This window comes from Streptomyces macrolidinus (assembly GCF_023887685.1).
GTDB classification, from domain to species: Bacteria; Actinomycetota; Actinomycetes; order Streptomycetales; family Streptomycetaceae; genus Streptomyces; species Streptomyces macrolidinus.
Genome location: NZ_JAMWMR010000015.1, coordinates 100548 through 122293, shown reverse-complemented (window position 1 = coordinate 122293; position 21746 = coordinate 100548). Strand labels below are relative to the sequence as shown.

The window sequence follows — 21746 nt, the reverse complement described above, 5'->3', positions numbered from 1 at the left end:
CCACGGACGCGCACACGTCCGGAACGTGATCCGACCGGCCCTGTCCCGGAGCCGAGCCGTACTTGGGTACCTGAGGTACCGAACCGACCAGCACCCACGGCCCTGAGGGCGTGGGAGTGCTCCTTGCCGTGGCTGCGTCACCAGGCCACCGCAAGTCGAACGAGTGGGTAACTCGCTCGAATGAGCTTAACTCGCGGGTAACGAGCGCGCCACCCCCCGGAATGTGTGATGTAGCTCCCGCCGACCGGCGGGCGCCCGTACCCTCGGCTCCATGGACGAGGCGTCGCGGTCACTCACGGAGCGTTTACGGACCGAGTCCGGTGGCTCGCCGGCCTACGAGCGGCTGGCGGCGACCAGCGACCCGGACACCCTGGCCGCCGTGCTGACCGAACCCGGACAGCCGCTGTGGGCCCGCGAGTCGGCGGCCTTCCGGCTCGGACTCCAAGGCGACCGGCGGGCGTTCGAAGCGCTCGTCCTGCTGCTCAACCACCGTGACCCGCCGCGCTGCGCGTCGGCCGCCCACGCCCTGGCCCGGCTCGGCGATCCGCGCACCGGCCGCGCGGCAGCCGCCCTCGCCACCAACGAACTCCGCGTCGCCTACGCCCTCCACCCCGTACGCCTGCTCGTCGAGCTGCGCGCCCCCGAGGCCGTGCCCGCGCTGATCACCACGCTGCGGCGCCGGCTGCGCCCGCACGACCCGTACCGCAAGGTGGCCCTCGCCTGCGTGGAGGGGCTCGGTGTCCTCGGCGACCCACGGGCCAGGCCCGTACTGAACGAGGCGCTCGCGCACCCGACGCTCGCGGAGGCGGCCGTGCACGCCCTGCAGCGCCTGCCCCCGCAGCGCTGAACCGTCAACCGGGCAGCGGCAACACGCCCGAGTACCGCACCTCCGGCACGGCGACCCCGTCCGTCTCGAACGTCTCCTCGGCGCCGCCGGCCCGGAGACCGGCCCGCTCGTAGAAGCGCCGGGCGCGGGCGTTCTCCTTGAGCACCCACAGGAACATCCGCCGGTGTCCGCGCGCGACGCACCGCCGTGCCGACTCGGCCAGCAGAGCCCGGCCGACGCCCGTACCGATCAGCTCGGGCGCGACGTAGAGGGCGTACAACTCGGCGTCCTCGGTGCGGACTTCGCCGTCGCGGTACGGTCCGTGCGCCGACCAGCCGATGACCTCGCCGTCCAGCTCGGCGACGAGGTTCACCACGTCACCGGCGTCCGGCGCGAACCGGGCGCGGCGTCGGGCGGTGTCCGCGTCGATGTCGAGGGCGTCGAGATACGACTGCGGTATCAGCCCTCGATAGGCCGTCCGCCAGCCGCGGATACGGATCTCACTGACACGTCGGCAGTCGTCGAGGGTCATGTCACGAAGGGTGAAAGGGCCGTTCATGACCGCACCGTAGACAGCCGCCGCCCGACCGGCCACGGGTTATCGCGGCAGTACCGCGTACGCCTCGATCTCCATCAGGAACTCCGGCCGCACCAGCGACGCCACCTGCACGGCCGACGCGGCGGGCAGGCGGTCCTCCGGTATGTGCGCGGCGCGGGCCGCGCGGATCGCGGGCATGTACGCCATGTCCGTGACGAAGAAGGTCAGTTTGACCACGTCGTCGAACGTCGCCCCGGCGGCGGCCAGGCAGCGGCGCAGGTTCTCGAAGACCTGGCGGGCCTGGGCCGCCGGATCGCCCTCGCCGACGAGCTTGCCGTCCTCGTCCAGCGAGAGTTGGCCGGAGACCGCGACGAAGCGGCCCGTGCCCATGACGACATGCGTGTACGCGGCGGCGGGGGCGACCCCGTCGGGGGCCGGAATCCTGGTCAGTTCGCTCATGCGTCCATGATGGAGCACGGGTCCGACAACGCGGATGCGCGGCCCCCGACAGGGTCGGCGGGCGGGCTCAGCCGTGGTGGCCGAGCAGCCCGTGCAGCGTCGAGCCGGGGGAGGAAGCGGGCGCCGCCTTGGTGCGCAGCGGCTTGGGATCGGGCCGCCGCGCGCACACCGCGTCGGCCTCACCCCTGCCGCGCGGCACCTTGCCGTCCGCCAGATACGCCGTCAAGTGCCGGTCCAGACAGGCGTTTCCGCTGAGCGTGACGCCGTGGTTGCCGCCGCCCCGCTCGACCACGAGACGGGAACCGCGCAGCAGACGATGGACGCGCACACCACCGTGGTACGGAGTGGCGGCGTCCTCCGTCGCCTGGAACAGCAGCGTCGGCGGCAGCGCGTCGTTCGCCACGTCCACCGGCCGCAGCGGCGCCGTCCGCCAGAAGGCACAGGGCGCGTTGTACCAGGTGTTGCTCCAGGCCATGAACGGCGCCTTGGCGTGCACCGCCCAGGTGTCCCTGCGCCAGCGCGCCCAGTCGCGCGGCCAGGCGGTGTCCCGGCACTGCACGGCGGTGTAGACGCTGTAGCTGTTGTCGCCCGCGGCGTCGACCTTGCCGACCTTGTCGTACGCCGTGACCAGCGGACCGGGGTCATGGCGGTTCACATAGGCGGCGAACGCGACGGCGAGGTTCGGCCAGTAGCCGTTGAAGTAGCCGCCCGGCATGAAGATGTCCTCCAACTCCGCGGCGCCCACCTTCTTCCCGGCCGGATGCTTCGCCAACGCCCGCCGCATCGCGTACCACTTGGACTCGACCACGGCCGGGTCCGTGCCGAGGTGATACGTCGAGTGGTACTTGGCGACCCAGGCGAGGAACGCCCGGTGGCGGTCGTTGAACGCGTAGTCCTGCTCGATGTTGTCGTCGTACCAGACGCCACCGGGGTCGACGATCGAGTCGAGCACCAGACGGCGCACCCGCTGCGGGAAGAGCTTCGCGTACACCGCGCCCAGATAGGTGCCGTACGAGTACCCGAAGTAGTTGATCTTCCTGGCGCCGAGCGCCTGCCGGATCGCGTCCATGTCCCGCACGGCGCTCACCGTGTCGATGTACGGCAGCACGCGCGCGTACTTGGTGGCGCACGCCTTGGCGAAGGAGGCGGCGCGCGAGACACCGGCCTGCTCCAGGGCGGGCGTGCTGGGCACCGAGTCCGGGCGGACCGGCTTGGCACGGCCGGGCGTGCAGGTGAGGGCGGGCTTGCTCTTGCCCACGCCCCGCGGGTCGAAGCCGATGACGTCGTACTGCGCCGCCACCTTCTTGGGCAGGGTCGCGGCGACGAACCCGGCGAGCATCAGACCACTGCCGCCGGGCCCGCCCGGATTGACCAGCAGCGGCCCCTGATAGGTCTTCGCGGTGTGCGGGACGCGCGACAGCGCCAGGCTGATCTGCCGCCCCCGCGGGTTCGCATGGTCGAGCGGCACCGTGACGGACGCGCACTGCAGCGTCCGATAGCGGGCGGTGCCGCACTTCTTCCAGGTGGGTCGGGCCGCCTTGGCGATGCTCACGCCGTGCGCGGCGCTCGCCTCGGCCGGGACGGCGGTGAGCGTCCCCGCCACCACCACGGCGGCAGCGCACAGCGCGGCTGCGCGTTCTCTCATGTAAGGGCTCCCTCGACGGAGGAGGACGGACCGTATATGTCAGGTCCTCGCCGCATCGTCCCGGAAAGTCCGGCGGTATGAACGTGTTCAGGTAGCACTTGACCCGATCGGGTCGCGCGAAGCGCTCGGATGCACCGCGCGTTCCCTCACAGGAGGGAGAACTGATGTCCCGTCAACGCCTTCACGTACGACGCGCGTTCTCCGGGCGGCGGCCGAGGACGGCGCTCGCGCGCGTATGCCCGTCACGGAGCGTGGACCGAGGTGTGATGGGATGGCGCCACCCCACCCCACGGACAGAAAGAGGCAGTCATGGCGCAGGTCGAGGCCACGACGGAGCGGACCATCGCGGCGGACGCGGAGACGGTGTTCGACGCGCTCGCCGACTACCGGGACACCCGCCCGAAGCTGCTGCCCGAGCAGTTCAGCGAGTACGAGGTGCGCGAGGGCGGCGACGGCGAGGGCACCCTCGTGCACTGGAAGCTCCAGGCCACCAGCAAGCGCGTCCGTGACTGCCTCTTCGAGGTGAGCGAGCCGACCTCCGGCGAACTCGTCGAGCAGGACCGCAACTCCTCCATGGTCACCACCTGGCAGGTCACCCCGGCCGGCGAGGGCCGCTCGCGCGTCACCGTCACCACCACCTGGAAGGGGGCCGGCGGCATCGGCGGCTTCTTCGAGCGGACCTTCGCCCCCAAGGGCCTCGCCCGCATCTACGACGCGCTGCTCGCCAAGCTCGCCACCGAGGTGGAGAAGTAACCCGCGCGCGACGGGGGCGCGGATCCGGCGATCCGAGCCCCCGGAGCGCAGTACGTCAGTCATCCGGCTGAATATCACGCTCACCGTTTCGAGTGGTTTTCAGTGCAGTCAGGTCGTCCACCGCAGGGCTCCGACCGGCGGATACCCGGACGAGGCCCGCCCCGAGGCCGACTCGTCCCGCTCGAACGCGTCGCGCGGTGCGAGAAATTGGACCGCGCAATCGCGACGAGGGGAGCGGTCCGTGGGCGTGACGACGGTGGTGGACGTGGACGGCGAGCGGGTCATGCCGCCCGCAGTCCCGGGGACGCCGAAGGAGCCGGTCGCCACCGAACAACCGACGGCGCTCGGCCCGCGCCGGGTGCGTCTGGTCTTCTTCGGGCTGATGCTCGCGCTGCTGCTCGCCGCACTCGACCAGATGATCGTGGCCACCGCGCTCCCGAAGATCGTCGGTGAACTGCACGGTCTGGAGCGGATGTCCTGGGCGATCACCGCCTATCTGCTGACCTCCACCGTGGGCCTGCCGGTCTATGGCAAGTGCGGCGACCTCTTCGGCCGCAAGGGCGTCTTCCAGTTCGCGATCGCCGTCTTCGTCATCGGCTCCGCGCTCGCCGGGCGGGCGCAGAGCATGGACCAGTTGATCGCCTTCCGCGCCCTCCAGGGCGTCGGCGCGGGCGGCCTCATGATCGGCGTACAGGCGATCATCGCGGACATCGTCCCGCCCCGCGAACGCGGTCGCTACATGGGCCTGATCGGTGCCTCCTTCGGCCTCGCCTCCGTGGCCGGGCCCCTCCTCGGCGGCTATTTCACCGACCATCTCTCCTGGCGCTGGTGCTTCTACATCAACGTGCCCTTCGGCCTGATCACCCTCGCCGTCGTCGCCGTCGTGCTGAAGCTCCCGAAGCCCACCGTGAAGGCCCGCCTCGACGTGCTCGGCACGCTCCTGCTGGCCGCCGCCTCGACGTGTCTGGTTCTGCTGACGAGTTGGGGCGGCATCGAGTACGCCTGGGACTCGCGCGTCATCCTGGGACTGGGCGCGGGCGCCGTCCTCGCGAGCGTCCTCTTCCTGATCGCCGAGGGGTTCGCCGCCGAACCCCTCATCCCCCTGCGGCTGTTCAGGGACTCGATCTTCAACGTCACCGCGCTGGTGGGGCTGGTCGTCGGCATCGCCCTGTTCGGAGCGGCCAGTTACCTGCCCACCTTCCTCCAGATGGTCGACGGAGCGAGCGCCACCGAGTCCGGGCTGCTGATGCTGCCGATGATGGCCGGGGTCGTCGGCGCCTCGGTCGTCTGCGGTCAACTCGTCAGCACGACCGGCCACTACCGGGTCTATCCCGTCCTCGGCAGCGCCGTGTCCGCCGTCGGCATGTGGCTGCTGTCCCGGCTCGACGTGGACACCTCGCGGCTGGCGTACAGCATCTGGATGGCCGTGCTCGGCACCGGGATCGGCATGGTGATGCCCGTCCTGATCCTCGCCGTGCAGAACTCCGCGCGCCCCGCCGACCTCGGCGCCGCGACCAGCGCCAACAACTACTTCCGGCAGATCGGTGGCAGCGTCGGGGCCGCCGTCTTCGGCACCCTGTTCGCGAACCGGCTCTCCGACGCCCTGCGGGACCGCCTCCCCTCCGGCGCCGAACTGCCCGACGCCCAGTCCATCACCCCGCAGTTGGTCCACGCACTGCCCCCGGCCCTGCGCCGCGCGTACGTCGACGCCTACGCGGACGCCATGCCGCGGATCTTCCTCTACCTCGTGCCGGTGCTCGTCCTCGGCCTGCTCATCGCCTTCTTCCTCAAGGAGAAACCACTGGTGTCCCACAACGCCTCCGCCGAGTCGCCGCTCACCGCAACGCCCGGCGAGCCGACCCCGCTCACGGCCCAGGTCCCCCGCGCGCGCACGCCCTACGCCGCCGGAGTCCCCGTGTGCGGCACGGTCCAGCACCCCGACGGCACCGTCGTCCCGCGCGCCGCCCTCACGCTCATCGACGTGGCGGGACAGCAGATCGGACGGGGCGCGAGCGGCGACGACGGACGGTACGCGCTGTCCACGCCCGGATCCGGGTCGTACGTCCTGATCGCCGCGGCCGGTGGCCACCAGCCCCAGGCGGTCTCGGTGACCGTCGGGGAGCGCGCGGTCGAACTGGACGTCGTGCTCGGCGGCGCCGGACGCCTCGCGGGAAGCGTGCTCACGGCCGACGGCACACCGGTGCGCGATGCCGCCGTCACGCTCACCAACGTGCACGGCGAGGTGGTCGCGAGCACCCGCAGCGGGCGCGAAGGCGGCTATGTCATCGGCGAGTTGGTGGCCGGGGAGTACACCCTCGCGGCCAGCGCGCCCGCGTTCCGCCCGGCCGCCCTGCCCGTCTCCGTACAGGCCTCGCGCGAGACCCGGCAGGACGTCGAACTCGCGGGCGGCGCGGTGCTGCGCGGCACCGTGCGCGCCGGGGACGGGCGGCCCGTCGAGGACGCGCGCGTGACGCTTCTCGACGCCGCGGGCAACGTCGTCGACACGCTCACCACGGGCGCGGACGGCACGTTCCGGTTCGTCGACCTGTCCTCCGGTGAGTACACCGTGATCGCGGCCGGATACCCGCCGGTGGCGACGGTGCTCCAGGTCGCCGGAGGGGGCCGCACGGAACGGGACTTGCAGCTCGGACACGAGGACTGAGAAGGGGAGGCTGTCGGGCTCGCCCGAGGGCTGTCCGTAGGGCCAACGGCCAGTGTGCGGCATCGGCGTCGCCCGCGTGGGGTAATTCGCGTAATGCCACACATCGCGACCTGCCGGGGCCGTACCGTGGTGGTGCGGTACGGATCTTGCGGACGCGGGGAGATAGGGGCCTGGGCCATGGACGATGGCACCATGACGGGCGCGCTCCCCGGTCTCCCGGCCGACGACGGCGCGACGGAAGGCGCCGCGTCCGGGCGTCTCCCGCTCGCCGTGGTCGTGGTGGACCGCGACGGCCTGGTCTCCCACTGGAGCCGGGGCGCACGGCAGTTGTTCGGCATCGCCCGGCAGGACGCGGTCGGCCTGCCCGCGGCAGATCTGCTGCCCGTCTCCGGCGCCCTGCCCGAGGAGGGCGAGGACGGGCCCTACGGGGCGCACGACGGCCTCGGCCCCGGTCTGGAGCCCTCGCTGGAAGGGGAGTTGTCCTACCCGGCCGCGGGCCGCGCCCACCTCTCGTCGCCGGGACGGACGGAACGTCCGCCGTCCGAGGAGCGGGGAAGAGGCGAAGTACTGTGGTGGGCCTACCCGTTGGTGGGGCCGGGCCCGGAGCGGCTGCTGGTGCTGGCCGCCGACGCGGACGCGCCGCACCCTCGGGACGACGGCGCCTCGGTCGAGCGCATCGCCCCCGGCTTCGCCCGGCACACCGACTTCCCCGGCGCCGACGAACTCGCCCGCCGGTTGCCCGAGATCCTGCCCAGCATGAGCGTCGGCGAGAGCTCCCGCATCGTCGAGCAGGTCCTCGAACTGGGCTACCCCGTCCTGGAGTTCAGCCGGAGCGACCGGGTGCCAGTCACGCCGGACTGGGGTGTGCCCCGGCGCGTGGAACGCCGGGCGCGCCGGGAGCGGGCGGCGCGCGCCGCGGCGGCGGGCCTGGCGATGCCGCAGGACACCGAGGACGAGGGCGAGGACCTCGAGTACGTCGCGGTGCGCGAGCGCCTGGAGTTCCTCAACGAGGTCAGCGGCCGGATCGGCACCTCCCTCGATCTGGCGCGGACCATCATCGAGGTCAGCAGGGCCGTCGTGCCCCGGTTCACCGACGTGGCCGGTACGTATCTGCGGGAACAGGTCCTCGCCGGTGAGGGGTTCCCCGAAGGCGTCCCCGACACGACGACCCTGTGGCACCGCGTCGCCGTCGAGCACACCGACGAGCCGGGCCGCTGGGACGATGTCGTACCGGTCGGCGAGGCCATGCCGTTCCCCGCGCACACACCCTTCTTCCAGTGCATGACCAGCGGTGACCCCGTCCTCGTACCGCGCATCAGCGAGGAGATGGGACACGTGATCGCCGCGCAGTTCGAGAAGCGCGACATCCGGCCGCTCATCAGCAACCGCTCGATGCTGGTCGTGCCCCTGAAGGCACGCAACGTGGTGCTCGGGTTCATGATCCTGCTGCGCCACCCCGAGCGCGTCGAGTTCAACGACATGGACCGGGTCACCGGCGCCGAACTCGCCGCCCGCGCGGGTCTCGTGCTCGACAACGCGCGCATGTACACGTACCAGGAGAACGTCGCGGAGACGCTCCAGGACAGCATGCTGCCGCGGATCGAGCCCCGGATGGCCGGCTGTGACATCGCCACCCGCTATCTGCCGGGCACCCTGCTCGGCCGGGTCGGCGGCGACTGGTTCGACTCCGTGCGACTGCCCGGCGCCCGTACCGCCCTGGTCGTCGGCGACGTGATGGGGCACGGCCTCAACTCCGCCGCGATGATGGGCCAGTTGCGCACGGCCGTACGCACCATGGCGGCCCTCGACCTGCCGCCCGCCCAACTCCTCCGCAGCCTCGACGACTTGGCGCAGCGACTCGGCGACACCTATCTCGCGACCTGCCTCTACGCCGTCTACGACCCGATCGCGAGCGAACTCCACCTCGCCAACGCGGGCCATGTCCCCCCGGTGATCGTGCGCGCCGAGGACGGGCGCAGCGAACTGCTCGACCTGCCCACGGGAGCGCCGATCGGCGTCGGCGGTGTGCCCTTCGCGTCGGTACGCGTGCCCGTCGCGCCCGGTGACCGGCTGGTGATGTGCACCGACGGCCTGGTGGAGGTGCGGGGCGAGGACATCGGGGTGGGGCTCGCCACGCTGTGCGAGTCCGCCGCCCACCCCGCGGCCTCCATGGACGACGCCTGCGACACGATCATCCGCGCCCTCAACACCCGCGGTGGCCGCAAGGACGATGTGGCCCTGTTGATGGCCCGGTTGAGCGGCATCGAGCCCGAGGACGTCGCCGTGTGGCGGCTCACGCCGGACCCCGTCGAGGTGGGCCGAGCCCGTGCGGCCGTCCGTGAACAGCTCCACACGTGGGGACTTGACGCACTCGTCGCGCATGCCGAGCTGATGGTCAGCGAGTTGGTGACCAACGCCGTGACGCACACCCACAGCCATCGGCTCGAACTGCGCCTGGTGCGCTGTGACACGCTGCTCTGCGAGGTCGAGGACGACGACCAGACCCTGCCCACGCTGCTCGACGCGCGCCCGGACGACGAGTACGGACGCGGGCTGCGCGTGGTGAGCACGCTGGCCCGCGAGTGGGGGACCAGCCGTACCGGCGGCGGCAAGACGGTGTGGTTCGCGCTGACCCTGCCCCGCGCCGCGGTCGCACCCCGGGGGAGTCGGGCATGAGCGTGACGAGTCGGTACAAGCAGGCCTGGGAGAGCTTCTGGCACGAGGCGCCCGACGAGCCGGGGGCCGTCGTGTGGGACGCCGAGCCGAAGCTGACCTCGGCGGTTCATCTCGCCCTGTTCGAGCCGCTGTTGACCGATCCCGGTCTGCCCTTGCTGGACCTGGGCTGCGGGAACGGCACACAGACCCGCTTCCTCGCCGACCGCTTCCCCCGCGTCCTCGGCGCCGACCTGTCCTCGGCGGCCCTGGACCACGCCCGGCGCGCCGACCCCGCGGGCCGGGCCGGATACCGCCTGATGGACGCGGCCGAGAAGAGCGAGGCGGCAGCGCTGCACGCCGAACTCGGCGACGCCAACGTCTATATGCGCGGCGTCCTCCACCAGTGTGAACCCGATGACCGGCAGCCGCTCGTCGACGGCCTCGCGACCCTGGTGGGGGAGCGCGGCCGGGTCTTCCTCGTCGAACTCGCCGAGGAGGCCGGGCGGATGCTCAGGGATCTGGCGCTGCGCCCGGAGGGCCCACCGGCCAAGCTCGCCCCGGTCTTCCGGCACGGCATCGCCCCCGGCGATGTGGCGGACGCGGCGGTGCCGGAGTATCTGCGCGCGGCGGGCCTCACGGTCCTGGCGCGGGGTGAACTGCCGCTGGCCCTCACGGAGTACCGGGCCGACGGCACCCGTATCGATCTGCCGTCGCAGTGGATCGTCGCGGGCACACCCCACCGTCCTCAGGGCGCCCCCGCGTGATCATCCGGGAGTACGCTCTGCGGCATGACACGGCTGGAGCGGCTGCGGGCCGACCATGGACCCGCCCTGTTGGTCTTCGAACGCGAGAACCGGGAATACTTCGCACGGTCCGTGCCCGATCGCGGTGACGCCTACTTCGCCGAGTTCGCCTCCATGCTCCGTGCCCGGCTCGCCGAACAGGAAGCGGGCCTGTGCCACTTCCACGTGGTGCTCGACGACCAGGGCGAGTTGATCGGCCGCGTCAACCTCGTGGACGTCGTGGCGGGACGCGCTGAACTCGGTTACCGGATCGGTGAGCACGCCACCGGACGGGGCGTGGCGACGGCCATGGTGGGGGAGGTCTGCCGGGTCGCCGCCACGGAGTACGGCCTCCGGGAGCTGACAGCGATGGCCGCGCTCGACAACCCGGCCTCCACGGCCGTACTCCTGCACAACGCGTTCACCGCAGTGGAGGAGACCTTGGTCGGAGGACAGCCCGGCGTGCGCTACCGGCGTCGGCTCACCGCCCAGGAACTGACGTAGCGTCAGAGCAGTCCGACCGCGGTGTCCACCGCCGTCTCCACGCTGCCCTCGGCGGGGTACAGCAGTGCCCTGCCTGCCACCATGCCCTGCACGGTGGGCAGTTGGAGGGCCTTGCGCCACTTCTCGTAGACGCCCTGCTGGTCTCCGTGGGCCTCGCCGCCGAGGAGGACCACGGGCAGGGTCGAGGCCTTCAGCGCCTCGGCCATGTCGTCGGGGTCGTCGGTGACAGGCAGCTTGAGCCAGGTGTAGGCGGAGGTGCCGCCCAGGCCCGAGGCGATGGCGATGGACCGGGCGACGGCCTCGGCGCTCAGGTCGTTGCGTACCCTGCCGTCGACGCGCTGCACTATGAACGGCTCGATGAACAGCGGCAGTCGGCGCGCGGCCATCTCGTTGACGGCCCGCGCAGTCGACTCCAGGGTGCGCAGGGAGCCCGGGTTGTCGTAGTCGATCCGCAGCAGCAGCTTCCCGGCGTCGAAGCGCAGCCGCTCGATGTCCTCGGCGCGCAGGCCGGTGAAGCGGTCGTCCAGTTCGAAGGAAGCCCCGGCGAGGCCACCGCGGTTCATGGACCCGAGGACGACCTTGTCGTTCAGCACGCCGAGGAGCAGCAGGTCCTCCAGGATGTCGGCGGTGGCGAGGACGCCGTCCACGCCGGGCCGGGACAGCGCGACACACAGGCGTTCCAGGAGGTCGGCCCGGTCGGCCATGGCCAGTTGGCGGTCGCCGACGGCGAGCGCGCCCCGCGCGGGATGGTCGGCGGCCACGATCATGAGGCGTCCGCCGGCACCGATCAGCGGGCGGCGGACGCGTCGGGCGGCGGCTTCGGCGATGGCCTGCGGAGTGCGGGCGCGCAGGGTGACGAGGTCGCGGATGCTGATGCGCAAGACAGGCTCCGTTCACGGGATGGCAGGGGTCGCCCGCGCGAGCAGGGTTCCTGGTGGACCGGGCCGGTCAAGCGCGTGCAAGGAGGGCGGCGATCTCCGACTCGGTCGGCATCGCGGTGGAGCAGGCGAGTCGGGAGGCGACGAGCGCGCCCGCCGCGTTGGCGTGACGCATGATCTGCTCCAACGGCCGCTCGGCGAGCAGCCCGTGGCAGAGCGAGCCGCCGAACGCGTCCCCTGCGCCGAGCCCGTTGACGACCTCCACGGGCACGGGCGGCACCTCGGCGGTTCTACCGTCGCGGTGCAGGGCGAGCACCCCGTGCGGGCCCTGCTTGACGACCGCGAGTTCCACGCCCGCCGCCAGCAACGCCTCGGCGCAGGCGCGGGGTTCGCGGCCCCCGGTGGCGATCTCGCACTCGGCGAGGTTGCCCACGGCCACGGTGGCGTGGCGCAGCGCCTCGGCGTAGTACGCGGGCGCGGTCGCGGGGTCCTGCCAGAACATCGGGCGCCAGTCGAGGTCGAACACGGTGATGCCGGACCTGCCCCGGGCCGCGAGGGCGGCGAGCGTGGCCGAGCGGCTGGGCTCGTCGCTCAGGCCGGTGCCCGTGACCCAGAAGACGCGGGCGGAGCGGATGGCACGAAGGTCCAACTCCGCGGTGTGGATCTCGAGATCGGGGGCCTTGGGCAGCCGGTAGAAGTAGAGCGGGAAGTCGTCCGGCGGGAAGATCTCGCAGAACGTGATCGGGGTCGGGAAGGCGTCCACGGGCGTGACGAACCGGTCGTCCACCCCGAACTCCTTGAGCGCTTGGTGGAGATAGGCGCCGAAGGGGTCGTTGCCGGTCCGGCTGATCAGCGCGGTGGACCGGCCGAGCCGCGCGGCGGCCACCGCGACATTGGCGGCCGAACCGCCGAGGAACTTCCCGAACGACTCGACCTGGGGGAGCGGCACGCCGGTCTGCAAGGGGTAGAGGTCCACTCCGAGGCGCCCCATGGCGATGAGGTCGAACCGTTCGGCGGGCTCAGGCATGCGCGTCGCTCCTCGTACGGGATACAGGCCGACGGCCGCCCGGAAGACCGGTGTCCGGGCCCGGATGCCTCCCAGGTGTAGGCCGCGGGGCGCTTCCCTGTCAAGGGTTTGTGCTTACATTCGGACCTGATGCTGAGGCGATGTCATGGCGACGCGCGTCCATGAGCGACGGTGCCCGCGAGGAGGAATCCTCGGGGGCACCGTCGCTCGCGGCCTGCGCGCGGGGCACAGAGTCGGTATCGGACCGTCGCCGCTCACGCGGTTCGGGTGGTGCAGACGGCGTAGGCGACGATATGGGCACCCGGCGTGGCAACGGCCTGCCAGCCGGTGGTAGAGCTGCCCTGGGTGCCGGGGAGAGGACGGCTCGCCTTGATGGAGACGGGGAGTGAGGAGGTTTCGCGGTATCCGCCACCGACGGCCACATCGCCGGGGTTGCAATTCGCGATCGACTGCGATCCCGCCGGCCCGACCACGGTGTAGACGGTAGCGAACCCCGGTGCGCCCTGTGGGCCCTGGACGCCTTGCAGTCCCTGAGGGCCTTGCGGACCCGTGGTGCCCTGCGGCCCCTGCGGCCCCTGTTTGCCCTTGCGGCCGTGGTCCTTGTCGTGGTCGCCGCCGCCCCCGACCGGGAGGCTCACGGCCCCTTTCGGGCCGGGCAGTGCCACGGCGCTGTCGGCGCCCGACCTGTGGATCGCGTCGGCGACGGCTGTCGTGCTCGGGACGACGTTGAGTGCTACGGCAACTGCGCCCGCCGACACCAGGGTGGCGGACCTCACGCGTGAACTGCGGATCGTTCTACGGCTCACCAGAGAACCTTTCTCGCGAACTCGGAGTGATCACGAACAGACTCAGTGACCACGGACAGGGCCCATTGTTGACATATCGTAAGTAAATAGTATGAAACGACTCATTCCTCACGGGAGGATCACCCGGTCGGTCTCCGGGGTAACGAGCCATCAACCGCCGCCCGCTTCGTGCGAGACTCGGCGGGCGTGCGGGCACCCATGGCGGCATCCACCGAAGGGACCTCCTGACATGAGCACTGTCCTGGACCGCATTCGGGTCGGCTCGGCCCCGGACTCCTGGGGTGTCTGGTTCGCCGACGACGCGCGGCAGGTGCCCTGGGAACGCTTCCTGGACGAGGTCGCCGAGGCCGGCTACTCCTGGATCGAGCTGGGCCCGTACGGCTACCTCCCGACCGATCCCGCACGACTCGCCGACGAGGTGGACCGGCGGAACCTGAAGGTGTCGGCGGGCACGGTCTTCACCGCGCTGCACCGCGGACCGGCGGTGTGGGAGTCCACCTGGGAGCAGGTCGGCCGGGTCGCCTCGCTCGCCCGGGCCATGGGCGCCGAGCACCTCGTGGTCATCCCCTCCTTCTGGCGGGACGACAAGACCGCCGAGATCATCGAGCCCCCGGAGCTGACCACCGAGCAGTGGACCCGGCTCACCCGGGGCATGGAGCGGCTCGGGCGGGCCGTCAGGGAGACGTACGGTCTCGGCATCGTCGTCCACCCGCACGCCGACACCCATATCGACACCGAGAAGCACGTCGAACGCTTCCTCGACGCGACGGACTCCGACCTGGTCGGCCTCTGCTTGGACACCGGTCACTACGCCTACTGCGGGGGCGACTCCGTCAAGCTCATCGAGACCTACGGCGAGCGCATCGGCTACCTGCACCTCAAGCAGGTCGACCCCGAGATCCTCGCCGACGTCGTCGCGAACGGGGTGCCGTTCGGCCCCGCCGTGCGGCGTGGCGTGATGTGCGAGCCGCCGACCGGTGTGCCCGCGCTGGAACCGGTCCTCGCCGCCGCGCAGGGGCTCGGCGTCGATCTGTTCGCCATCGTCGAGCAGGACATGTACCCCTGCCCGCCGGGCAAGCCGCTGCCGATCGCCGTCCGTACCCGCGCGTTCCTCCGCTCCTGCGGAGCCTGAGCGACGCGCGGGCCCTTCTGAGTGTTTGCGCAGGTCAGAGCGGGTGTTAACGGAGATGACAACGGTCACCGATGCAGTCTTTGGTGATTCCCCGGTCGATGCGTTTCACTGCGGTTCGGACACCCGAGGCAAGGGGGCAGCGGACGATGACGAGCGACCACGCGCACGGGCACGGGCACGGGCATGGCCATGGGCCTGACGGCCACGCCCACGCCCACGGGGTGTCGGCCGACGCCGACCGCCGCTGGCTGGGGATCGCGCTCGGGCTGATCACGGCGTTCATGGCGGTCGAAGTGGTCGTCGGTGTCATCGCCGGTTCCCTGGCGCTGCTCTCCGACGCGGCGCACATGCTCACCGACGCCGCCGCCATCGTGCTGGCGCTGATCGCGATGCGGCTCGCCGCCCGCCCGGCCGCCGGCGGCTTCACCTACGGGCTCAAACGCGCGGAGATCCTCTCCGCCCAGGTCAACGGCCTCACCCTGCTGCTGCTCGGTGCCTGGCTCGCCGTCGAGGCCGTGGAGCGGCTCATCTCGCCACCCGAGGTCCGCGGCGGACTGATGCTGGTGACCGCGCTGGTCGGCATCGTCGTCAACATGGCCGCCGCCGCGTGCATCGCGAAGGCCAACCGCACCTCCCTGAACATCGAGGGCGCCTACCAGCACATCCTGACCGACCTGTTCGCCTTCATCGGCACCGCGGTCGCCGCCCTCGTCATCGTCCTCACGGGCTTCCAGCGCGCCGACGCCATCGCCACGCTCGTCGTGGTCGCGCTGATGGTGAAGGCCGCCTACGGGCTGCTGCGCGACTCGGGCCGTATCTTCCTGGAGGCCGCGCCCGTCGGCATGGACCCCGAGGCGCTGGGGGACCGGCTCGTCGCCCAGCCGGAGATCGTCGAGGTGCACGACCTGCACGTCTGGCAGATCACCTCCGGACAGGCCGCCCTGTCGGCCCATGTCCTGGTCGAGGCGGACGGCGACTGCCACTCCGTACGCCGCCATCTGGAGCGAGTCCTGCGCGACGGCTACGGCATCACCCACACCACCCTCCAGGTCGACCATGTCGGCGAGGACACCGAGGCCGGGGACCTGCTCCGGATCTCCGCCTCACCGCTGGGCTCCGCCGAGCACTGCGACGACGCCCACGGCCCCGTCTACCGTCCGGGACCGACGGACCGCTGACTACCGGTCCTGACTCTCGCTCCCTGACTCCCGGTCTCTGACTCCCGCTCCCGGCAACGCCTTCAGGGACAGGAAGGCGTTGCCGACAACAGGGGAACTGATGTCAACTACTCCTGTCGGCGGGCCGCCTCGGGCTCCTCGACCCCGAGAGGACGGAGCCGCATGAAGATCCTCATCAGCGCCGACATGGAGGGCGCCACCGGAGTCACCTGGCCGGCCGACGTGATGCCCGGGAGACCCGAGTGGGAGCGGTGCCGGGCGATGTTCACCTCGGACGTGAACGCCGCCGTGCTCGGGTTCTTCGACGGTGGCGCCGACGAGGTGCTGATCAACGAGGCCCACTCGACCATGCGCAATCTGCTCCTGGAGGACCTGGACGAGCGGGCGCAGATGATCACCGGCCGCCACAAGTCCCTCTCCATGGTCGAGGGCGTGCAGCACGGCGACGTGGACGGCATCGCGTTCGTCGGCTACCACGCGGGCGCCGGTATGGAGGGCGTCCTCGCACACACCTACCTCGCCAACTCCATCACCGGGGTGTGGGTGAACGACGTACGCGCGAGCGAGGGCCTGCTGAACGCGCATGTCGTCGCCGAGTACGGAGTCCCCGTCGTCCTCGTCACGGGCGACGACGTGGCCTGCGAGGACGCGCTCGGATACGCGCCCGAGGCGCTCAAGGTCGCCGTCAAGGACCATGTCTCCCGGTACGCGGCCGTGTGCCGCACCCCGGCCAGGACCGCCGCCGACATCCGCGCCGCCGCCAAGGAGGCCGCCGCCCTGGCGGTACGCCAAGAGCCCCTGGACGACGGCCCGTTCACCGTGGCGGTGGAGTTCGACGCCGAGCATCTCGCGATGGCCGCCACCGTCGTGCCGGGCGTGCACCGCGTCGGCGAGCGGAAGGTGGCGTACACGCACGCGACCATGTACGAAGGCATCCGTACCTTCAAGGCGGTCACCACGATCGCCTCGGCCGCGCTGGAGGAGCAGTATGGCTGACCAGCAGGCACTCGACGAGGTCGTCCGGTTCACCTCCGACCTCATCCGCATCGACACCACCAACCGCGGCGGCGGCGACTGCCAGGAGCGCCCCGCCGCCGAGTACGCCGCCGAGCAACTGGCCGGGGCGGGCCTCGAACCCACGCTCCTGGAACGCACCACCGGGCGGACCAACGTCGTCGCCCGTATCGAGGGCACCGACCCGTCCGCCGACGCGCTGCTCGTCCACGGCCACCTCGACGTGGTGCCCGCCCAGGCCGCGGACTGGAGCGTGCACCCCTTCTCCGGTGAGATCCGCGACGGGGTCGTCTGGGGCCGCGGCGCGATCGACATGAAGAACATGGACGCGATGATCCTCGCGGTCGTCCGGCACTGGGCGCGCTCGGGCCTGCGGCCACGACGCGACGTCGTCATCGCGTTCACCGCCGACGAGGAGGCCAGCGCGGCGGACGGCTCCGGCTTCCTCGCCGACCGGCACGCGGACCTCTTCGAGGGCTGCACGGAAGGCGTCAGCGAGTCCGGGGCGTTCACCTTCCACGACGGAGACGGCCGGCAGATCTACCCGATCGCGGCGGGCGAACGCGGCACCGGCTGGCTCAAGCTCACCGCGCACGGCCGGGCCGGACACGGCTCCAAGGTCAACCGCGCCAACGCGGTCACCCGGCTCGCCGCGGCCGTCGCCCGTATCGGCGCCCACGAGTGGCCGATCCGGCTCACCCCGACCGTACGCGCCGCGCTCACCGAACTCGCCGCGCTGTACGGCCTCGACGCCGACCTCGGCAGCCCCGACGCCGTCGACGGCCTGCTGCGCAAGCTCGGCCCGGCTGCCGCGCTCGTCCGGCCCACGGTCCGCAACAGCGCCAACCCGACCATGCTGAACGCCGGTTACAAGGTCAACGTCATCCCGGGGGAGGCCGTCGCCTATGTCGACGGACGCTACCTGCCCGGCGGCGAGGACGAGTTCACCACGACCCTGGACGAACTCACCGGCCCCGATGTGGATTGGGAGTTCGACCATCGCGAGCCGGCTCTCCAGGCTCCCGTCGACTCGCCGACGTATGCCAGGATGCGTGCGGCCGTGGAGGAGTTCGCGCCCGAGGGACATGTCGTGCCGTACTGCATGTCCGGCGGCACGGACGCCAAGCAGTTCTCGCGCCTGGGCATCACCGGGTACGGGTTCGCCCCGCTGAAGCTCCCGGAGGGCTTCGACTACCAGGCGCTCTTCCACGGTGTGGACGAGCGCGTCCCGGTCGAGGCGCTGCACTTCGGCGTCCGCGTCCTCGACCGCTTTCTGCGCACCGCCTGATGCGCACGGCCTGAGAAGAGGAGTGGGGGAGTTGGAGCAGACCCTGGAGTACGGGGCGTGGCCTTCGCCGATCGACGCGGCGCTCGCCGCCGCACACGACGGGCAGCCGGACGCGGTGGGCTTCGTCGGTGACGAGGCGTGGTGGACCGAGCCGCGCCCCACCGAGGGCGGGCGCCGCGCGCTCGTACGACGCACGGCGGACGGCACACCGCGGTCGGTGCTGCCCGCGCCGTGGAACGTGCGCAGCCGGGTCATGGAGTACGGCGGCCTGCCCTGGGCCGGGGTGATGCGCCCCGAGGGACCGCTCGTGGTGTTCGCGCACTTCGCGGACGGGCGGCTGTACGCGTACGAGCCCGACGCGCCCGGCGCCGAGCCGCGCCCGCTCACCCCGCTCTCGTCGGTGGGCGGCGGACTGCGCTGGGTCGACCCGCAGTTGCACCTCGACCGGGGTGAAGTGTGGTGCGTGCTGGAGGAGTTCACCGGGGACAAGCCCGGTGACGTACGGCGCGTGGCCGTCTCCGTACCTCTGGACGGCTCGGCGGCCGAGGACCGCGACGCCCTGCGTGAACTGACCGAGGCCCGCCACCGGTTCGTCACCGGACCCCGGCTCTCGCCGGACGGCCGACGCGCCGCCTGGATCGCCTGGGACCACCCCCGCATGCCGTGGGACGGCACCGAGTTGATCGTCGCCGAGGTGACCGACGACGGGACGTTCCGGGAGCTGCGCACGGTCGCCGGAGGCCCCGACGAGTCCGTCCCCCAGGCCGAATGGGCCCCGGACGGCGGCCTGTTGTACGTCAGTGACCGCACCGGCTGGTGGAACCTCTACCGCGACGGCGTGCCGCTGTGCCCCCGCGAGGAGGAGTTCGGCGGGCCCCTGTGGCGGGTCGGGCAGCGCTGGTTCGCGCCGCTGGAGAACGGGCTGATCGCCGTCGTGCACGGCAAGGGCGCGGGCCGTCTCGGGGTGCTCTGCCCGGATCGCGGCGAGGTCGTCGACACCGCCGGGCCCTGGACCGAGTTCGCGGCCACGCTCGCCGTGCACGGCAGCCGGATCCTCGGCGTCGGCGCCGGTGCGCACCGCGCGTACGAAGTGGTCGAACTCGACTCCCGCACCGGGCGCGCCCGGGTGATCGGCGCCGCGCACCAGGACCCGGTGGACCCCGCGTACTACCCGCAGCCGCGGATCCGTACCTTCACCGGCCCCGACGGCCGTGAGATCCACGCGCACATCTACCCGCCGCGCCACCCCGACCACACCGCGCCCGAGGGCGAGTTGCCGCCGTACGTGGTGTGGGCCCACGGTGGCCCCACCAGCCGCTCCCCGCTCGTCCTCGACCTGGAGATCGCCTACTTCACCTCACGCGGCATCGGCGTCGCCGAGGTGAACTACGGGGGCTCGACCGGGTACGGGCGGGAGTACCGCAACCGGCTGCGCGAACGGTGGGGCGTGGTCGACGTCGAGGACTGCGCGGCCGTCGCGCTCGCCCTCGCCGACGAGGGCACCGCCGACCGCGACCGGCTCGCCGTACGCGGCGGCAGCGCGGGCGGCTGGACCACCGCGGCGTCCCTGACGACGACCGACGTGTACGCCTGCGGCACGATCATCTACCCCGTGCTCGACCTGGCCAACTGGGGCGCGGAGGAGACCCACGACTTCGAGTCGCACTATCTGGAGAGCCTCGTCGGACCGCACGCCGAGGTCCCCGAGCGCTACGTCGAACGCTCGCCCATGGAGCAGGCGGACCGCATCACCGCGCCCTTCCTGCTGCTGCAGGGACTCGACGACCCCATCTGCCCGCCCGCCCAGTGCGAGCGGTTCCTGGCCCGGCTCGACGGGCGCGGGATCCCGCACGCGTACCTCGCCTTCGAGGGCGAGGGGCACGGCTTCCGCCGCGCCGACACGATGGTGCGCGCACTGGAGGCCGAACTCTCCCTGTACGCCCAGGCGTTCGGCCTGAACGTGCCCGGCATCCCCACTCTGGAGCTCAACAAGTGAGACCGCTCACCAGGCCGCCCCGGCTCGCGCCCGGTGCCCGCGTGGCCATCGTCGCGACCAGCGGGCCCATACCCGAGCAGCGCCTCGCCGCCGGGCTCGACATCCTGCGCGGCTGGGACCTGGACCCCGTCGCGCCGCCGCATGTCCTCGACGCGCACCCCGACTTGGCGTACCTCGCGGGGAACGACGCCGACCGGGCCGCCGACTTCCAGGCCGCCTGGTGCGACCCGGACGTGTCCGCGGTGCTGTGCGCCCGGGGCGGTTACGGCGCCCAGCGCATGGTGGACCTGCTCGACTGGGACGCGCTGCGGGCCGCCGGGCCGAAGGCGCTGGTCGGCTTCAGCGACGTCACCGCATTGCACGAGGCGTTCGCGAACCGCCTCGGCCTGGTCACCCTGCACGGGCCGATGGCGGCGGGCGCCGACTTCCTCAAGAGCGCACGGGCCCAAGCGCACCTGCGGGCAACGCTGTTCGCGCCGGAGTCGGTGCGCACCATCACCTCCTCCACCGCCATGACGCTCGTGCCCGGCCGCGTCCGGGGTGTCACCCTCGGCGGCTGTCTGAGCCTGCTCGCGTCCGAACTCGGCACGCCGCACGCCCGATCCGGCGCCCGGGGTGGGCTGTTGATGATCGAGGACGTAGGTGAGGAGCCGTTCCGGATCGACCGGCTCCTCACCCAACTCCTGCGGTCCGGCCGGCTGGAGGGAGTCGCCGGGATCGCACTGGGCTCCTGGGAGGGCTGCGGGCCCTACGAGGAACTGCGTCCCGTCCTCAGCGACCGCCTCGGTGTCCTGGGCGTACCGGTCGTGGAGGAGTTCGGGTTCGGACACGGCCCGGACGCACTGACGATCCCGTTCGGTGTCGCGGCCGAACTGGACACGGAGGCAGGGACGTTGACCCTGGAGGCACCGGCGCTGGCATGAGGTGACCTCGGGGCGTCGCCCCGGACCTGCCCGCCCCCCGGTCGGCTACTGTGCGCGCATGTCACACACATGCACGTCCGGTGGCTACCGGACGGGGGGCCTGTGGATCGCGGCGGGCATGCCGTTCGGTGCAGTGGTGTACGGCATAGACCATCACTCGAGCCCCTTCGTTCGGCACGACAGGGAAGCCGTCCGGCATGGCGGGGGCACCATCATCGACGAGCACCGCGAACCGCGCCATCGGCGGGCGAAACCGTGTGGACCCGCGGTTCGCGGCCGTGGTCGACTGAGGGCATGAGTCTGTGCGTGGATGTGTACGTCGTCGGTGAGGACGACCAGATGCGCGTGCTCGATGTCCCGGCGAGCGCGTCCGACCTCGCGGGCTTCGAGAGCTGGCGCACCACCGTGTGGGGCTCCGACGCCGTGCGCGCACTGGGCGCGAGGTTCTTCCCGGCCCTGGCCACCGGCGAGTTGGTCACGGTGGCACCGGACGAGGTGGACGAGTTCCTCGGCGAATGCGCACTGATCCGCCGCAACCTCGAACACGTGACCCCGGCCGCCGATTCGACACAGTCGCACGCGACGCACGTCCAGCAGATCTCCCAACGCCTGAAGAACATCGAGGACGCCGCCGAGCGAGCGAAGGCCGTCGCGGGCGGCGTGCTGATCTGGTAGCTCGC

Annotated in this window: 19 protein-coding genes; 13 read left to right on the top strand and 6 right to left on the bottom strand. The window is 71.8% G+C overall.

Annotated features, from left to right (window positions below):
• Positions 1–271: 271 nt before the first annotated feature.
• Positions 272–847: an adenylosuccinate lyase gene (locus NGF19_RS18080; RefSeq protein ID WP_252425984.1), complete on the top strand. Its 576-nt coding sequence runs from the start codon at positions 272–274 to the stop codon at positions 845–847.
• Positions 848–851: 4 nt separating this feature from the next.
• On the opposite strand, the gene NGF19_RS18075 is transcribed toward NGF19_RS18080, so the two are convergent.
• The 3 genes from NGF19_RS18075 to NGF19_RS18065 form a co-directional block, all read right to left on the bottom strand.
• The gene (locus NGF19_RS18075; protein ID WP_252425983.1) at positions 852–1385 is read right to left on the bottom strand and encodes a GNAT family N-acetyltransferase; all 534 of its coding nucleotides are present in this window, start codon (positions 1383–1385) and stop codon (positions 852–854) included.
• Positions 1386–1424: 39 nt separating this feature from the next.
• Entirely contained in the window at positions 1425–1823 is a 399-nt protein-coding gene (locus NGF19_RS18070) for a RidA family protein (protein ID WP_252425982.1), read from the bottom strand.
• A gap of 67 nt (positions 1824–1890) precedes the next feature.
• Positions 1891–3468: an alpha/beta hydrolase gene (locus tag NGF19_RS18065; RefSeq protein WP_252425981.1), complete on the bottom strand. Its 1578-nt coding sequence runs from the start codon at positions 3466–3468 to the stop codon at positions 1891–1893.
• 309 nt (positions 3469–3777) lie between these two features.
• On the opposite strand from NGF19_RS18065, the gene NGF19_RS18060 reads away from it, so the two are divergent.
• The 5 genes from NGF19_RS18060 (at position 3778) to NGF19_RS18040 (ending at position 10824) form a co-directional block, all read left to right on the top strand.
• Positions 3778–4221, top strand: coding sequence for an SRPBCC family protein (locus tag NGF19_RS18060; protein WP_252425980.1), 444 nt, complete (start codon positions 3778–3780; stop codon positions 4219–4221).
• A 283-nt stretch (positions 4222–4504) separates the two neighbouring features.
• Complete coding sequence (locus tag NGF19_RS18055; RefSeq protein WP_289735497.1) at positions 4505–6883, top strand: MFS transporter; 2379 nt, start codon at positions 4505–4507, stop codon at positions 6881–6883.
• 177 nt (positions 6884–7060) lie between these two features.
• On the top strand, positions 7061–9559 hold the full coding sequence (locus NGF19_RS18050) for an ATP-binding SpoIIE family protein phosphatase (RefSeq protein ID WP_252425978.1): 2499 nt from the start codon (positions 7061–7063) through the stop codon (positions 9557–9559).
• Positions 9556–10302, top strand: coding sequence for a class I SAM-dependent methyltransferase (locus NGF19_RS18045; RefSeq protein WP_252425977.1), 747 nt, complete (start codon positions 9556–9558; stop codon positions 10300–10302). Before NGF19_RS18050 ends, NGF19_RS18045 begins: the two co-directional genes overlap by 4 nt.
• Before the next feature lie 24 nt (positions 10303–10326).
• Positions 10327–10824, top strand: a complete 498-nt coding sequence (locus tag NGF19_RS18040; protein ID WP_252425976.1) for a GNAT family N-acetyltransferase — start codon at positions 10327–10329, stop codon at positions 10822–10824.
• A gap of 2 nt (positions 10825–10826) precedes the next feature.
• On the opposite strand, the gene NGF19_RS18035 is transcribed toward NGF19_RS18040, so the two are convergent.
• The 3 genes from NGF19_RS18035 to NGF19_RS30715 all read right to left on the bottom strand — a co-directional run bounded on the left by NGF19_RS18035 (position 10827) and on the right by NGF19_RS30715 (position 13535).
• Positions 10827–11705, bottom strand: a complete 879-nt coding sequence (locus NGF19_RS18035; RefSeq protein WP_252425975.1) for a Cgl0159 family (beta/alpha)8-fold protein — start codon at positions 11703–11705, stop codon at positions 10827–10829.
• A 67-nt stretch (positions 11706–11772) separates the two neighbouring features.
• Positions 11773–12729, bottom strand: coding sequence for a 5-dehydro-2-deoxygluconokinase (gene iolC / locus NGF19_RS18030; protein WP_252425974.1), 957 nt, complete (start codon positions 12727–12729; stop codon positions 11773–11775).
• Positions 12730–12983: 254 nt separating this feature from the next.
• On the bottom strand, positions 12984–13535 hold the full coding sequence (locus tag NGF19_RS30715; protein WP_289735468.1) for a hypothetical protein: 552 nt from the start codon (positions 13533–13535) through the stop codon (positions 12984–12986).
• 229 nt (positions 13536–13764) lie between these two features.
• Here NGF19_RS30715 and NGF19_RS18020 point away from each other — a divergent pair, with 229 nt between their 5' ends.
• The 7 genes from NGF19_RS18020 (at position 13765) to NGF19_RS17990 (ending at position 21741) form a co-directional block, all read left to right on the top strand.
• The gene (locus NGF19_RS18020; RefSeq protein WP_252425973.1) at positions 13765–14667 is read left to right on the top strand and encodes a sugar phosphate isomerase/epimerase family protein; all 903 of its coding nucleotides are present in this window, start codon (positions 13765–13767) and stop codon (positions 14665–14667) included.
• A 146-nt stretch (positions 14668–14813) separates the two neighbouring features.
• The gene (locus tag NGF19_RS18015; protein WP_252425972.1) at positions 14814–15845 is read left to right on the top strand and encodes a cation diffusion facilitator family transporter; all 1032 of its coding nucleotides are present in this window, start codon (positions 14814–14816) and stop codon (positions 15843–15845) included.
• 162 nt (positions 15846–16007) lie between these two features.
• Positions 16008–16841 carry a M55 family metallopeptidase gene (locus NGF19_RS18010; RefSeq protein WP_252425971.1) on the top strand — a complete coding sequence of 278 codons (834 nt, stop codon included), beginning with the start codon at positions 16008–16010 and terminating at the stop codon, positions 16839–16841.
• Positions 16834–18147 (top strand): M20/M25/M40 family metallo-hydrolase, encoded by a 1314-nt coding sequence (locus NGF19_RS18005; RefSeq protein WP_252425970.1) that lies wholly within the window; start codon positions 16834–16836, stop codon positions 18145–18147. The genes NGF19_RS18010 and NGF19_RS18005 overlap by 8 nt, the downstream gene beginning before the upstream one ends.
• A gap of 22 nt (positions 18148–18169) precedes the next feature.
• Positions 18170–20143: a dipeptidyl-peptidase 5 gene (locus NGF19_RS18000; RefSeq protein WP_252425969.1), complete on the top strand. Its 1974-nt coding sequence runs from the start codon at positions 18170–18172 to the stop codon at positions 20141–20143.
• Positions 20140–21066, top strand: coding sequence for a S66 peptidase family protein (locus NGF19_RS17995; protein ID WP_252425968.1), 927 nt, complete (start codon positions 20140–20142; stop codon positions 21064–21066). The genes NGF19_RS18000 and NGF19_RS17995 overlap by 4 nt, the downstream gene beginning before the upstream one ends.
• A gap of 294 nt (positions 21067–21360) precedes the next feature.
• Positions 21361–21741 (top strand): hypothetical protein, encoded by a 381-nt coding sequence (locus NGF19_RS17990; RefSeq protein WP_252425967.1) that lies wholly within the window; start codon positions 21361–21363, stop codon positions 21739–21741.
• Positions 21742–21746: the final 5 nt, after the last annotated feature.

What these genes read in the sequence shown, in the direction of transcription:
- NGF19_RS18080 (WP_252425984.1), top strand. Translation starts at nt 272, where the DNA reads ATGGACGAGGCGTCGCGGTCACTCACGGAGCGTTTACGGACCGAGTCC.
- NGF19_RS18075 (WP_252425983.1), bottom strand. Translation starts at nt 1,385, where the DNA reads ATGAACGGCCCTTTCACCCTTCGTGACATGACCCTCGACGACTGCCGA.
- NGF19_RS18070 (WP_252425982.1), bottom strand. Translation starts at nt 1,823, where the DNA reads ATGAGCGAACTGACCAGGATTCCGGCCCCCGACGGGGTCGCCCCCGCC.
- NGF19_RS18065 (WP_252425981.1), bottom strand. Translation starts at nt 3,468, where the DNA reads ATGAGAGAACGCGCAGCCGCGCTGTGCGCTGCCGCCGTGGTGGTGGCG.
- NGF19_RS18060 (WP_252425980.1), top strand. Translation starts at nt 3,778, where the DNA reads ATGGCGCAGGTCGAGGCCACGACGGAGCGGACCATCGCGGCGGACGCG.
- NGF19_RS18055 (WP_289735497.1), top strand. Translation starts at nt 4,505, where the DNA reads ATGCCGCCCGCAGTCCCGGGGACGCCGAAGGAGCCGGTCGCCACCGAA.
- NGF19_RS18050 (WP_252425978.1), top strand. Translation starts at nt 7,061, where the DNA reads ATGGACGATGGCACCATGACGGGCGCGCTCCCCGGTCTCCCGGCCGAC.
- NGF19_RS18045 (WP_252425977.1), top strand. Translation starts at nt 9,556, where the DNA reads ATGAGCGTGACGAGTCGGTACAAGCAGGCCTGGGAGAGCTTCTGGCAC.
- NGF19_RS18040 (WP_252425976.1), top strand. Translation starts at nt 10,327, where the DNA reads ATGACACGGCTGGAGCGGCTGCGGGCCGACCATGGACCCGCCCTGTTG.
- iolC (WP_252425974.1), bottom strand. Translation starts at nt 12,729, where the DNA reads ATGCCTGAGCCCGCCGAACGGTTCGACCTCATCGCCATGGGGCGCCTC.
- NGF19_RS18020 (WP_252425973.1), top strand. Translation starts at nt 13,765, where the DNA reads ATGAGCACTGTCCTGGACCGCATTCGGGTCGGCTCGGCCCCGGACTCC.
- NGF19_RS18015 (WP_252425972.1), top strand. Translation starts at nt 14,814, where the DNA reads ATGACGAGCGACCACGCGCACGGGCACGGGCACGGGCATGGCCATGGG.
- NGF19_RS18010 (WP_252425971.1), top strand. Translation starts at nt 16,008, where the DNA reads ATGAAGATCCTCATCAGCGCCGACATGGAGGGCGCCACCGGAGTCACC.
- NGF19_RS18005 (WP_252425970.1), top strand. Translation starts at nt 16,834, where the DNA reads ATGGCTGACCAGCAGGCACTCGACGAGGTCGTCCGGTTCACCTCCGAC.
- NGF19_RS17990 (WP_252425967.1), top strand. Translation starts at nt 21,361, where the DNA reads ATGAGTCTGTGCGTGGATGTGTACGTCGTCGGTGAGGACGACCAGATG.